General features: G+C 57.3%; 13 protein-coding genes. 5 read left to right on the forward strand and 8 right to left on the reverse strand.

The window, feature by feature from the left end; all coding sequences use genetic code 11:
* Positions 1-14: 14 nt before the first annotated feature.
* A complete protein-coding gene (locus tag H6F59_RS01415) occupies positions 15-692 on the reverse strand; it encodes a TrkA family potassium uptake protein (RefSeq protein WP_190515050.1) in 678 nt (225 codons plus the stop codon).
* 183 nt (positions 693-875) lie between these two features.
* Here H6F59_RS01415 and H6F59_RS01420 point away from each other — a divergent pair, with 183 nt between their 5' ends.
* From H6F59_RS01420 to H6F59_RS01430, 3 genes are all read left to right on the forward strand, one after another.
* Positions 876-1,685 carry a glucose 1-dehydrogenase gene (locus H6F59_RS01420; RefSeq protein ID WP_190694542.1) on the forward strand — a complete coding sequence of 270 codons (810 nt, stop codon included), beginning with the start codon at positions 876-878 and terminating at the stop codon, positions 1,683-1,685.
* A 210-nt stretch (positions 1,686-1,895) separates the two neighbouring features.
* Positions 1,896-2,324, forward strand: a complete 429-nt coding sequence (locus tag H6F59_RS01425) for a photosystem I reaction center subunit II PsaD (protein ID WP_190694544.1) — start codon at positions 1,896-1,898, stop codon at positions 2,322-2,324.
* Between the two features lie 189 nt (positions 2,325-2,513).
* The gene (locus tag H6F59_RS01430) at positions 2,514-4,043 is read left to right on the forward strand and encodes an anthranilate synthase component I family protein (protein ID WP_190694546.1); all 1,530 of its coding nucleotides are present in this window, start codon (positions 2,514-2,516) and stop codon (positions 4,041-4,043) included.
* Positions 4,044-4,068: 25 nt separating this feature from the next.
* Here H6F59_RS01430 and H6F59_RS01435 read toward each other — a convergent pair whose 3' ends face one another.
* A complete protein-coding gene (locus H6F59_RS01435) occupies positions 4,069-4,809 on the reverse strand; it encodes a hypothetical protein (RefSeq protein WP_190694547.1) in 741 nt (246 codons plus the stop codon).
* Positions 4,810-5,036: 227 nt separating this feature from the next.
* Here H6F59_RS01435 and H6F59_RS01440 point away from each other — a divergent pair, with 227 nt between their 5' ends.
* Positions 5,037-5,936, forward strand: a complete 900-nt coding sequence (locus H6F59_RS01440) for an S-layer homology domain-containing protein (RefSeq protein ID WP_190694549.1) — start codon at positions 5,037-5,039, stop codon at positions 5,934-5,936.
* Between the two features lie 57 nt (positions 5,937-5,993).
* On the opposite strand, the gene H6F59_RS01445 is transcribed toward H6F59_RS01440, so the two are convergent.
* Positions 5,994-6,539 (reverse strand): Npun_F5560 family protein, encoded by a 546-nt coding sequence (locus H6F59_RS01445; RefSeq protein ID WP_313887080.1) that lies wholly within the window; start codon positions 6,537-6,539, stop codon positions 5,994-5,996.
* A 283-nt stretch (positions 6,540-6,822) separates the two neighbouring features.
* On the reverse strand, positions 6,823-7,209 hold the full coding sequence (gene rpsF / locus H6F59_RS01450; RefSeq protein WP_190694551.1) for a 30S ribosomal protein S6: 387 nt from the start codon (positions 7,207-7,209) through the stop codon (positions 6,823-6,825).
* A gap of 159 nt (positions 7,210-7,368) precedes the next feature.
* Here rpsF and H6F59_RS01455 point away from each other — a divergent pair, with 159 nt between their 5' ends.
* Complete coding sequence (locus H6F59_RS01455; protein ID WP_190694553.1) at positions 7,369-8,145, forward strand: fumarylacetoacetate hydrolase family protein; 777 nt, start codon at positions 7,369-7,371, stop codon at positions 8,143-8,145.
* On the opposite strand, the gene H6F59_RS01460 is transcribed toward H6F59_RS01455, so the two are convergent.
* The 4 genes from H6F59_RS01460 to rimO all read right to left on the reverse strand — a co-directional run bounded on the left by H6F59_RS01460 (position 8,142) and on the right by rimO (position 11,989).
* On the reverse strand, positions 8,142-8,636 hold the full coding sequence (locus H6F59_RS01460; protein WP_190515070.1) for a Tic20 family protein: 495 nt from the start codon (positions 8,634-8,636) through the stop codon (positions 8,142-8,144). The genes H6F59_RS01455 and H6F59_RS01460 overlap by 4 nt on opposite strands.
* A gap of 149 nt (positions 8,637-8,785) precedes the next feature.
* On the reverse strand, positions 8,786-8,983 hold the full coding sequence (locus H6F59_RS01465; protein WP_190515072.1) for a hypothetical protein: 198 nt from the start codon (positions 8,981-8,983) through the stop codon (positions 8,786-8,788).
* A 197-nt stretch (positions 8,984-9,180) separates the two neighbouring features.
* Positions 9,181-10,590 (reverse strand): DEAD/DEAH box helicase, encoded by a 1,410-nt coding sequence (locus H6F59_RS01470; RefSeq protein ID WP_190515074.1) that lies wholly within the window; start codon positions 10,588-10,590, stop codon positions 9,181-9,183.
* Positions 10,591-10,636: 46 nt separating this feature from the next.
* A complete protein-coding gene (gene rimO / locus H6F59_RS01475) occupies positions 10,637-11,989 on the reverse strand; it encodes a 30S ribosomal protein S12 methylthiotransferase RimO (protein ID WP_190515076.1) in 1,353 nt (450 codons plus the stop codon).
* Positions 11,990-12,325: the final 336 nt, after the last annotated feature.

Consider the following 12,325-nt stretch of genomic DNA (forward strand, 5'->3'; position numbering starts at 1 on the left):
GCTCGCCCCAAGCCTCAGGCGCAGAGCCCCATAAAATCGAGCATCTGTCGCACTAGACCGGGCTTGGTCACCGCCAGAATGGTCGAGCCGCTCTCAAGCACCGTGCTGCCGTTGGGAATGGTTAAATCTTCGTGGGGATGGGCCTGATAACCGATGATTAGCGTGCCTGCCGGGAAGCGAGTATCTTGGGCAATTTCGGCCACGGTGCGACCGACAATGGTGCACTGCTGCGGAATGGGCAGCTTGAGCACTTCCACCTGGCCCTGCTCAAAATGCATCATGGCCTCCACCTGGGGATATTCAATAGCGTTCACAATCCGGTTGATGGTGAGTTCGGTGGTGCTCACGGTGTGGGTCGCCCCCGCCAGCTGGTAGGGCTCGGCAAAGTCGCGATCGCTCATGCGCACCACTGTCTGAGGCACCCCATAGTGCTTTGACAACGTGACGATGGCTAGGTTGAGAGCATCCTCGGGCAGGGCGGCAATCACCGCATCGGCCTTGCGAATGCCCGCTTCCAGCAGAGTAGTAGTATTCACAGCACTGCCCTCGAAGGCCATGACGCCAATCTTTTCACGGGCATACTGGCAGGCCAGCGGGTCAGGGTCGACCACAGCCACGGTATGCCCCTCGCCCAACAGGGTTTTGGCCAGGTCAAGGCCCAACATGCCAGCGCCGCCAATCAATACGTACATGCACAACCCCCTTAAGATCCAGTAGTCACGCTAGGCCAGGGATATAACCCCCTAGGGGGATATACCAAAAATCAGCCTTTTAGTATGCTCACCGCATCCATTGTAGGGATGCAGACCGTTGTCTGGTCTAGGCCACAGCCCTTCCCTATCACTCGCTCATTTTTCATCCTCCGGAGCTATTCCATGAAAGGACTTGTCGGCAAAACCGCGCTGATCACTGGCGCTTCGTCGGGCATTGGCCAGGCGATCGCCATTCGTCTGGCGGAGGAAGGCTGCAATATCGTGATCAACTACCGCAGCAACCCCGATGCTGCTGAAGACACCCGCCGCATAGCCATGGAAAAAGCTTGCGCCGACGTAGAGAACTGTGGTGTAAAGGCGCTGCTGCTCAAAGGCGATGTTTCAAAGGAGGAGGATGCGATCGCCCTGGTGCAGCAGTCTATCGACCACTTTGGTCAGCTCGACATTCTGATCAATAACGCTGGCGTTCAGGCCGACAGTCCATCGGAGGCGCTTGAGGCCGACAGCTTTGATTGGGTGTTGGGGGTTAACTTGCGGGGGGCTTACCTATGTGCTCGCGAAACCATTAAGCACCTGCTGGCCCACAACCGGCCTGGCAGCGTCATCAATATTTCTAGCGTGCACGAAATCATTCCCCGACCTCAGTACCTCAGCTACTCCATCAGCAAAGGTGGCATGGGCAACATGACCCGCACTCTGGCCCTGGAATATGCGGCCAAGGGCATTCGCGTTAACGGCATCGGCCCCGGAGCCACCATCACCCCCATCAACGATGAATGGACCGACAATCCCGCCAAAAAAGCTGAGGTAGAAAGCCACATTCCCATGGGTCGGGCCGGCACCAGCGAAGAAATGGCTGCCGCTGTAGCGTTTCTGGCCTCCGATGAGGCTGCTTACATCACCGGGCAGACCCTCTACATCGATGGCGGTCTCACCCTCTACGCCGACTTCAGGGAAGCCTGGTCAGCTTAGAGAAAGGGTGCAAGGTCTAGGGTATAAGGTTCACGGCCGCCCCTTGCACCCTGCACCTGACACCTCAAACCCTCTACTATTGACGGATCCGCTCTGCCCCCGGCCCATCATCCCTTACCTGAAGAACTGTTACACTTCCTCAACAATCGGTATTACCCCCTGCTCTTGCGATGATACGATGCCCATCAAACGGTTGAGAGATAGGACTTCATGACTGAATCGCTAACAGGTCAAACACCTATTTTTGGAGGCAGCACCGGCGGTCTCCTCACCAAGGCTGCTGTCGAAGAGAAATACGCCATTACCTGGACCAGCCCCAAGAAGCAGGTTTTTGAAATGCCCACCGGTGGCGCTGCCTTCATGAACGAAGGGGATAACCTTCTTTATCTGGCCCGCAAAGAGCAGTGCCTCGCCCTTAGCAGACAGCTGCGCAACAGATTTAAGCCCAGAATCGAAAACTACAAGATCTACCGCGTTTTCCCCAACGGTGAAACCCAGTATCTGCACCCAGCAGACGGCGTCTTCCCTGAGAAGGTGAACGAAGGACGTGCGGCTGTGGGCAGCATCGGGCGCAACATCGGGGCCAACCCCGACCCGTCCACCATCAAGTTTAGCGGTAAGACTACCTACGAGGTCTAGGCCCGTGTGGCTCGGTTTGCTGAGCCAACTGTTACCGAGTTCTGACTGTGACTGTTGTGTTGTAGGGGGGCGTAGCTGCGGCTAGGCCCCTTTTGCTATCTAATCAAGTTTGCCATTGGACTGGCGATCGCCCCTTAGGCCAGCTTTTGAACCATTGCGCTGCCCCAATCGCGCTGTAAAATAAGTGCCATGATTTTTCCAGCCTTTGAGCAGTTTCAAACCTACGCCACCCAGGGCAACTTTGTGCCCGTCTACCAAGAGTGGTTGGCCGATCTCGACACGCCAGTGTCGGCCTGGTACAAAGTTTGTGCCGGACAGCCCTACAGCTTTTTGCTGGAGTCGGTAGAGGGCGGCGAAAGCCTGGGCCGCTACAGTTTTTTGGGCTGCGACCCACTGTGGGTGCTGGAAAGCCGGGGCGACCAGTCTACCCAAACCCACCGCGACGGCACTGTCATTGACCACCAGGGCAACCCCTTCGATACCCTGGCCGACTGCCTGGCCCCCTACCAGCCGGTGAAGCTGCCCGCCCTGCCCCCCGGCATCGGTGGCCTGTTTGGCTTCTGGGGCTACGAGCTGATCCGCTGGATTGAGCCCACGGTGCCCGTTTACCCCCCCAACCCTGACGACCTACCCGACGGTCTGTGGATGCAGGTGGATAGTCTGCTGATTTTCGACCAGGTACAGCGCAAGATCTGGGCGGTGGCCTACGCCGACCTGCGTTACTCCGGTACGGATGTGCGGGCGGCCTACGAGGGGGCCTGCGATCGCGTCCAGCAGCTGCTCCACAAGCTCACCTTGCCGCTACCCCCGGCCCAGTCTGCCCTGTCCTGGCACCCGCCCCACCGCGATACGCCCCCGGTCCAGTACACCAGCAATCGCACCCCGGCTGAATTCTGCGCCAGCGTTGAGCAGGCCAAGGCCCACATTCAGGCCGGAGATATTTTTCAGGTGGTCATTTCCCAGCGGTTAAATACCACCTATGGGGGCAATCCATTCGATCTCTACCGCTCACTGCGGCAGATAAATCCCTCCCCTTACATGTGCTACTTCAACTTTTACGACTGGCAGCTGATTGGCTCTAGCCCTGAAGTCATGGTTAAGGCTACCCTGGCCGACGACCCCAGTCAGCCCTGCCTGGCCACAGTGCGCCCCATCGCCGGCACCCGCCCTCGAGGCAAAACCGCCGCCGAAGACGTCGCCTACGAACAGGACCTGCTGGCTGACCCCAAAGAACGGGCTGAGCACGTCATGCTGGTCGATCTGGGCCGCAACGACCTGGGCCGCGTCTGTCTCAGCGGCACGGTGCAGGTCGACGAGCTGATGGTGATCGAGCGCTATTCCCACGTCATGCATATTGTCAGTAACGTAGTGGGTCACCTCAGCCCTAGCAAAACCGCCTGGGACCTACTCAAGGCCTGCTTTCCAGCGGGTACCGTCAGCGGTGCGCCCAAAATCCGCGCTATGCAGATTATCCATGACCTAGAGCCCTGTCGGCGTGGACCCTACTCTGGGGTTTACGGCTACTACGATTTTGAGGGGCAGCTCAACACCGCCATTACCATTCGCACCATGGTAGTGAGGGCGCTGCCTGAGGGTGGTCACAGCGTTGCGGTGCAGGCCGGGGCCGGACTGGTGGCCGACTCTATTCCTGAATCAGAGTATCAAGAAACCCTAAACAAAGCCCGAGGCATGTTAGAAGCAATTCGATGCCTGGGCTAGCTCTGTTCGACGGCGGTTGTCGCGCCTAGCCACAGCCTTCAGCCCAAGTTACCGAAGGAAACTGCCCAGCACGAAACTGAGTAACACGGCCCTGGTCGTCGGTTTCAAACACCAAACGATAGACGTCTTCACCAGGGTCTTGGGGGGTAAAAATGACTGTTTTACCCAGGGTTACCGGGTTGGCTGTGGCCTCTAGCTGCTCACCATAGACCCGCACCAGGTCTTGCTCGGTTGAACCAATCCGAATACCGCTGCGGGTGGTCGTTAAACTGCCTGGCCAAATGTCGACCCGCAGCACCTGATTGTCAATGGCCATCAGCCCAAGGGGTTCCCCATGGTCTTTAATACGATAGTACTGACATTGGCCATTGCTAGCGTCTTCGATCAGGACTGGAGTGAGCCCCTTCGCCCGCAGATCGTCTAGCTCCATACCGACGCGAATAGGACCAAGCCCCGTAGTCTTGAGAGGCGCAGCCAGCAGCGCCAGGGTTGGCGCAACATCGGCATCGACCCCAGGGGCCAAAGCGATCGCTCGCTGCATCACCCGTAGCGAGCTGAGGGGAGCGAGCACACCGTCAAGTAGAACGCCGGCCTGGGGACTGTAGGAGGGCAATGCTTGAGCGGTAGTCGCAGTGGTGCCAGCAAGGATGGCCTGGGCCTCTCCTTGGGACCGTTGCCCGTAGCTGGCTGCTACCAGCCCAACTAGGGAGGTAAAGACCACGATCGCAGCCAGGGCTCCCCGGCGTTTTTGTTTCCCCTTGACCATTACTCCTAAGTCCGATACATGGCTTAACCAGCGACAAACCGGCGGCGTTTCACGTAATGCCGCCAGCCAGCCGAAACTTACGTTAGACCTAAACCGGCTCAACCCCTAGGCAAGACTTATCATAGGGGGGCAAGTCTGGTCAATGGTGTGACCTAACCTCGCTTTAGTGTAGCAGCCGCAGCCATCTGTCCCCAATGCCATTGCGTCCTTTGCCCCGGCGGTCCCAGATGCCGTCACCTCATCGCCTGCGGTGGTACTCACTGGTGCCCGCCGGGCTGTTGGCGATCGCCACCGGCCTCCTCATTGCCTGGACCAGCAAACAACCCGTAGACGCTGGCGCCACGTTGATACCAGCAACCAGCCCTATGCCAGTGCGGGGCCTCAAAAGGCTGTTTCGTCGCTACCCTGAACGGTTGCCATTGACAGTGCCGCCCCCAGTGATACCTCAGCCCCTGCCGCCCCAGCAAGCCTGGCCCGAGCTACCGCTGGTGCAGGCTCAGCCCAAGTTTAACGACCTCAACAGGGCTCACTGGGCCTGGCCGTTGCTGGCCGACCTAGCCCAGCGGGATTTGGTGTCGGGCTTTCCCGACGGCACCTTTCGCCCTGGGGCAGCGATGACGCGAGCTGAATTTGCCGCCCAGCTGGCCCAGCTCTTTAATCTCCCCCCCGCTCATTCCCCGCTTCCGGTGCAGAGCTCATACTCAGATTTGAAGCCAGATCACTGGGCCTACAAGGGCGTGCAAAAGTCAGTAAAAATGGGGTTTCTCAGCGGCTCTCCAGAGGGGGACTTCCTGCCCGACCAACCGATCAGCCGCATTCAGGTGATCACAGCCCTGGCCAATGGGTTAGCGCTAACGTCTAGCCACGCCGCCACCGAAGCGTTGGTGCCCTACACCGATCGAGAGCAGGTACCAATCTGGGCGATTCGTCAGCTAGTCGCAGCTACTGAAGCAGGCCTAGTGGTTAACTATCCAGAAATTACTACGCTGGCCCCCAACCGACCCGCTAGCCGAGCCGAAGTGGCCGCCATGCTGCATCGATCGCTGGTCTACACAGGCAGTCTGCAAGCCATACCCTCGCCTTACATTGTGGAAAAGGCTGGGCTGCCATCACGGCGTAGCAATTAAACCTCAGCCTTACTGGAACCGAGGTGTGCCGACAGCCGAAAAACTACACCAGATTTCTTAAAACGATGGTAGCGAGATGCCGTCCAGGCCATCCTGCTCTAGGGTAGGCAGCTCTAACCGCTGGCTGCGGCGGGTACGCATGGCCAAGCGATAGCTGACGCTCTGAAGCTCGGCCTGAAGCTGACGATTTTCGCGCTGAATTTCGGCTACCCGCTGCTTGACCGCCGCCATGCGGTCAGCAAACTTTTGTCGATAGACTGTGGGCAATTCTTGCACGACCTGCTCTAACATGCGGGTGCGATCGGTCAACTCCTGCACCGTTTGCCGCAGCTGCAGCACTTCGCCGTCACGTTCTTCCAGCTGCCCTTGGTAAAAGTCAATCTGCTTTTCAACTCCCCGCAGCTGTTCGCGCAGAGCGGTCATCTCCGCCTGGTGCTGCTCAGACATCTCGGGGCTGGGCACAAACCCAGTGTTGCCTTTCACTAGGCGAAACAGTTCCTGAGAAAGCTGCTGCACCAGCTGGTCACGAATGGCCAGCTCAGATTCGAGCCGGGCAATTTCTGCCTGCTGCTCATTCATATCAGCATATGAAGACTGCGCCACAAGATTACTCCCACACCAAATGACTAACCTGCTACCCGATGCACCAAAAGCCTGAATTATGCTCTCTATCCCAGCTCAACTAGCTGCGCCCAAAATAAGGTTGGGTGACCACAGCAAGACTTTGGCAGGGTTGGATTGAGTTGCTGCTAATTTATAGCACCTGTTTGAAAAGTTGGCACACTCAAAATCAAACTGACTGCTCTCTAAACTAAAGCCGCTGGTCAATCTCTTCCCAAGGGCAGACTGACCAACGGCAGATGGGCATTTTACGGCAGAGTCAGCTCTACTCTTCTTCGCCAGTAGCGACGGTAACTTCGTCAGCGGCAACGGCGGCAACGGCCTCAGCAGGTTCTTCGACCGCTTCAGGCAGAGGTTCGTCAGACTCTTGCTTAACGGTCAGAAAGCGAATAACTTCCTCACTCAGACGCATGGCGCGCTCGAGAGGTACGATCGCCCCCCCAGGCCCGGTATAGTTCATCTGAATATAGATGCCCTCGCGGTGGCGATTAATTTCGTAGGCCAGACGGCGCTTGCCCCGGTGCTGGGTCTCCAAAATTGAAGCACCCTGGTCCTTCAACATGGTTTGATATTTGCCAATAGTCGCATCAATCGCCTCGTCATTTAGATCGGGGCGCAGGATGTACATTGTCTCGTACATGTAGGCTGTCATGAAAACTCCTTGTGGACATAGTGGCCTTTGCAGCCAAAAATAGGCATAAATAAGCCTTTGTAGCCGATTAGCCACTCGCTTACCCATGCCTCACGTATTGGCGCAAAGACAAGGATCTACAATCATACCAAGAATTAGCAGGCCAAGAGTTAGAAAATTATGGCGCAACGCTACGTTAGGGTTCAGTCTCAAACCGGGCAACTGCATTACGGCCTGCTGCGCCCCGATCGCAGTGTGCAGGTGCTAGATGCACCACCCTGGTTACAGGGACAGCCCACCGAGGTCGAGCTATTGCCCGGCAGCTATGACCTGCTGGCCCCCTGTGCCCCCTCTAAAGTAGTGGCTGTGGGAAAAAACTATGCCGCCCACGCCGCCGAGATGGGTACCGAAGCCCCACCCGAACCCCTGCTATTTATCAAGCCCTCAACGGCGGTTACCGCCACTGGGGCTCCCATTTACTACCCGCCCCAATCGACCCAAATCGACTATGAAGGCGAGTTGGCCGTAGTAATTGGCGATCGCTGCGCCCATGTACCGCCCGAAGCCGCCCGCGCCAAAATTTGGGGCTACACCATCGCCAACGATGTCACCGCCCGTGACCTGCAAAAGCGCGATAGCCAGTGGACTCGCGCCAAGGGTTTCGATACTTTTTGCCCCCTCGGTCCCTGGATTGTGCGAGAGCTCAGCGCCGGAGCGCTGCTTCAGACCTTTCTCAACGGCCAAGCAGCACCCGTACAGTCAGCCTCGATCGAAGAAATGATCTACAGCCCTGACTATCTGGTGGCCTACATCAGCGAGATTATGACCCTGCTGCCCGGAGACGTGATCCTAACAGGCACCCCAGCCGGGGTCGGCCCGCTTAGGGTTGGTGACCAAGTCAGAGTAGAAATCGAAGGTATTGGCGCGCTCGAGAATACTGTGGCGCTGCGCCCCTAGCGCACCTGCATGTGCACAGCCTCTGAAATCGTTGGGATCTCGGCATAGAGACCCCGGAAGGTTTGCACCAAGGAGTAGCCCACCGAAATCAACATGCCGAGAAACAGCATATTGGACAGCGTGCTAAATAGCAGTTCCCCAAACAGGCTGGGGTCTAGCAGGCTGAGAATAAGGCTAAACACCGCTAGAATGATGCTCAGCAAAATCGCTTGCATAGTGTTGAAGCGAATAAATCGGCTGATGTTTTCGTTGCGCACGACCAGCAAAATTAACGCAAAAAACACGATTAGCCCAAAGAAGGGAATTGTGCTTTCTAGGGTTCCATAGACGGCAATTAGGGGAGACAGGGGCAGCAGCAAAAACCCAAACACCGGAAACTGGCTGATTAGCTGAAGGCCGTAGGGTAGCCCAGCCGTAACCGGCAAAATATAGGGCAGGGCCGCCAGAATGCGATCCAAGATAGTGGGATTTGGGGAACTGCTCCAAGTCATTAGTTTTCTCCAGACAAACGCTAAGGGCTACCAGGCTATAGCCTTACCATATCGTAAATCTATGATTTGCCGGAGAGACGAGGTATACGGTTCAGGGTACGGAGAACAACCCTATGGGGTTCCGTATCTCCACCCTCAACTTGTGATCTTTAACCAATATCAGCCACCCGAAAGCCCATCTGGCACTCAAATTGAGCGGGCTGAGCCTGGTCTAGACTGGTCACTGGGCGACCACAGCGCAGTTTACCCTGCTGCCAGCGGGGCTGCCCGTGGCGATCGGCCATCAGGCAGTTGCAGCACACGGTCTGGGGCGAGATGAGTTGGTTGTCGGTCATTAGCACCAGCATAATGGTCACCTCCCTAATTTCGGGGTTAACCTGACCTTTCCCTAATCTTAGGATGCCTTACGGGAGATGCTGTGTGCTGGCATACGCAATCAAACTCAATCGGTCAACGCAACCCACAATATAAATTGTTGAGTTAGGAAATCGTTGTCGGACGCTGCGTGCAGCGTCCGACAACGATTTGCCGGCAAGTAATCCCTCTATTCCTTAGCCTTGCTGACTTCGCGCGGCTCGGGGGAGATGCCTTTGCGTTTCTTGGGTAGGGGCACACCACCCTCAGACACCTCGGGTTCGCTGCTGTGGTGCTCGCGCTGCCAAGCTGGGACAGTCTGGTCGTAGGCCATCTGCAAAGCAGCAGCAGCGACGGTACGCAGGTCGTACTCTTCACTGAGCTGAGACACTATCGGCAAAAATGACGCCAGCCGCTCACTGGTAATTGCCTCGCGCACCTGACTGCGTAGCCGCTCCAGGTTGCGAGCGGCAATTTCAGCCCGGGTGGGAATTTTGACTAGAGTCATAGGCTGCTTAGTATGGCGCTCAATCTGCCGCAGCTTGTACTTTTCTAGGGGTGTCACCAAGGAAATCGCAACACCTTTCTTGCCCGCTCGTCCGGTGCGGCCGATGCGGTGCACGTAGCTCTCCATGGCATCGGGCATGTCGAAGTTGATCACGTGGGTGAGATCGTCAACGTGCAGACCCCGGGCAGCGATATCGGTCGCAACTACCAGCTTCACCTGCTGCTGGCGAAACCGCATCAGCAGCCGTTCACGTTGGGACTGGCTAAGGTCACCGTGGTACTCATCGACGCTGTAGCCCGCCGCTTGAAGCTGGCGGGTGAGATCGCCAGCGGTGCGACGGGTACGCACAAAGATAATTGCGGTTTCGGGATCCTCTAGCTCCAGGATGGGCTGGAGGGCGCGCACCTTGGTCCAGCCCCGGGGCACGATGTAGCTCACCTGCTGAATCTGCTTAGGCGAGGCCTTGGGCGACTGCACCGTGACGGTCACGGGAGACTGCAAAAACTTGGTGGCCAGCTCCCGAATAGCGGGAGCCATGGTGGCAGAGAAGAAGGCCGTTTGCCGCTCGGCGGGGGCTTTGCTGAGAATTTTTTCAACGTCTTGAATAAAGCCCATGTTGAGCATTTCATCGGCTTCGTCAAGCACGAGCCAGCCCAGGCTTTTAAGGTTGAGGCTGCCTCGATTGAGCATGTCGAGCACGCGGCCTGGAGTGCCCACTACAATCTGAGTCCCCCGCCGAAGCTGCTCCTGCTGGCGCTCGATGGACTGGCCGCCGTAGATGGCTAGCACCTTAGGGCGACCGTCGATGCGAAAGCCGCGCATGGCTTGGCACACCTGAATAGCCAGCTCGCGGGTGGGTGTCAGCACTAGCACCTGCACGGCGGGATTACTGGCATCGACCTGCTCCATTAAGGGCAGAGCAAAGGCAGCAGTTTTGCCGGTGCCGGTTTGGGCCTGACCGATCAGGTCTCGCCCTGAGAGCAGGTGAGGAATGGCCTCTGCCTGAATAGCGGTGGGTTCGTCGTAGCCCATGCTTTCGAGATGGCTAACACGGGCTGCAGATAACCCCAAACTGGCAAACGATAAGGTCATGATGATTCCTTGAAGCAGTGGACAAAAAACGAAATATTGATAAAACTCAGCGAGCCAGGCTTAGCAAGGACTCTGCGGATGGGATCGCGACGATTTCGCCAAACAAGTCGTAGGTGTCAGCGGCAGTAATTTTCACAGGGACAATCTGGTTGAGGGGAGCGGTGCCGGTCACGTAGACCAGACCGTCAACCTCAGGAGCAAAGCGATCGCTACGACCGATCGCCATGCCCGTGGCTGGGTTCTCTTGCTCAATCAACACATCTACTACGCGGCCAATGTGGGCGCGGTTATGCTCCCAAGCAATGGGCTGCTGGGCCAGCATGAGCGCCTCACGACGGCGATCGCGCTCGTCCTGGGGTACCTGGTTGGGCAGGCTGTAGGCAGGGGTGCCTTCCTCAGCGGAGAAGCTGAACACGCCAACGTGGTCAAAGCGATGGCGCTCTACAAACTCCAGCAGATGCTCAACGTGGGCCTCGGTTTCACCAGGAAAGCCAACGATAAAGGTGGTGCGCAGCACAGCCTCGGGAAGAGCCTCTTTAATACGGTGGATAACATTGTCGTTAACCTGTCCCTGCCACGGACGGTTCATGGCCCGCAGCACCTCGGGGTGCGAGTGCTGCAGGGGCAGATCGAGGTAGGGCAGCACGTTGGGGGTTTCTCGAATGGCGGCCAGCACCTCGGGAGTGAGGCCGGTGGGGTAGGCGTAGTGCATGCGCACCCAGGGCACGTCTACTTCACCCAACGCCCGCAGCAGCTCGGCCAGGCGAGGCTTGCCGTAGAGGTCCATGCCGTAGTTGGTGGTAATTTGGGAGATCAGAACCAGCTCCTGTACGCCCTCGGCAGCCAGCTGGTGGGCCTCGGCCACGATAGACTCAATGGTGCGCGATCGCTGGTTGCCGCGCAGGTGCGGAATAATGCAGAACGCGCAGCGGTAGTCACAGCCCTCTGCCACCCGCAGGTAGGCCACGCTAGAGGCGGTAGTGCGGTAGCGAGGCACGGTTTCATCAGCAATGTAAGTGGGTTCAGGAGAAACAATCTTCACCCGCTCGCCCGCTTCGGCCCGCTCAATCACTTCGACAATGCGGTTATAGTCGCCAGTGCCGACCAAGGCCACGGCCTCAGGAATTTCTTCTAGCAACTCATTTTGAAAGTGCTGGGCCAAACAGCCTGTAATCACGACTTTCTTTTGAGCAGCAGCCAGCTCAACCAAGGTACGCACCGACTCTTCCCGCGCTTCTTGGATAAAACTACAGGTGTTGACCACAACGTAGTCGGCCAATTCTTCGTTGGCATCGACTTGGTAGCCCGCCTGCACTAGCAAACCGAGCATGTGCTCGGTATCGACCCGGTTTTTTTCGCAGCCCAGGTGGTTAAACGCAACCGTTGGCTTCAGCCCCATGGTGTCTCTCAGTGTGTAACATGCCAATCATGCCAAAAGCTTTGGGTCGTAGAGTCGACTTAACCACGCTAAGTCACTGGTAAACCGTTCCATCTCGGTACCAGCACCACTAACACCATCGCTCAGGCATCCATCAATCCTGTGTTGACGAATTGCCCAGCAAATCTTTTGGCCAATGGCACCAGGGGGCAATACAAATTAACACTCATAAATAATACATCACAAAAGCAGGGGATGGCCTAAATCGCGTCCCCGGGATTGATATGCTGATAGGGTGGGTTGGGCCTGAGTCTGCTGCGGCGGGCTGGGTCAACCTGAAGTTCTATACGTTAGGCG

It is taken from the genome of Nodosilinea sp. FACHB-141, from assembly GCF_014696135.1.
GTDB lineage: Bacteria > Cyanobacteriota > Cyanobacteriia > Phormidesmidales > Phormidesmidaceae > Nodosilinea.

Bases quoted from the DNA above. Each gene is read 5' to 3' on its own strand.
- H6F59_RS01415 (WP_190515050.1), bottom strand. From the start codon at position 692: ATGTACGTATTGATTGGCGGCGCTGGCATGTTGGGCCTTGACCTGGCC.
- H6F59_RS01420 (WP_190694542.1), top strand. From the start codon at position 876: ATGAAAGGACTTGTCGGCAAAACCGCGCTGATCACTGGCGCTTCGTCG.
- H6F59_RS01425 (WP_190694544.1), top strand. From the start codon at position 1,896: ATGACTGAATCGCTAACAGGTCAAACACCTATTTTTGGAGGCAGCACC.
- H6F59_RS01430 (WP_190694546.1), top strand. From the start codon at position 2,514: ATGATTTTTCCAGCCTTTGAGCAGTTTCAAACCTACGCCACCCAGGGC.
- H6F59_RS01435 (WP_190694547.1), bottom strand. From the start codon at position 4,809: ATGGTCAAGGGGAAACAAAAACGCCGGGGAGCCCTGGCTGCGATCGTG.
- H6F59_RS01440 (WP_190694549.1), top strand. From the start codon at position 5,037: ATGCCGTCACCTCATCGCCTGCGGTGGTACTCACTGGTGCCCGCCGGG.
- rpsF (WP_190694551.1), bottom strand. From the start codon at position 7,209: ATGACAGCCTACATGTACGAGACAATGTACATCCTGCGCCCCGATCTA.
- H6F59_RS01455 (WP_190694553.1), top strand. From the start codon at position 7,369: ATGGCGCAACGCTACGTTAGGGTTCAGTCTCAAACCGGGCAACTGCAT.
- H6F59_RS01460 (WP_190515070.1), bottom strand. From the start codon at position 8,636: ATGACTTGGAGCAGTTCCCCAAATCCCACTATCTTGGATCGCATTCTG.
- H6F59_RS01465 (WP_190515072.1), bottom strand. From the start codon at position 8,983: ATGCTGGTGCTAATGACCGACAACCAACTCATCTCGCCCCAGACCGTG.
- H6F59_RS01470 (WP_190515074.1), bottom strand. From the start codon at position 10,590: ATGACCTTATCGTTTGCCAGTTTGGGGTTATCTGCAGCCCGTGTTAGC.
- rimO (WP_190515076.1), bottom strand. From the start codon at position 11,989: ATGGGGCTGAAGCCAACGGTTGCGTTTAACCACCTGGGCTGCGAAAAA.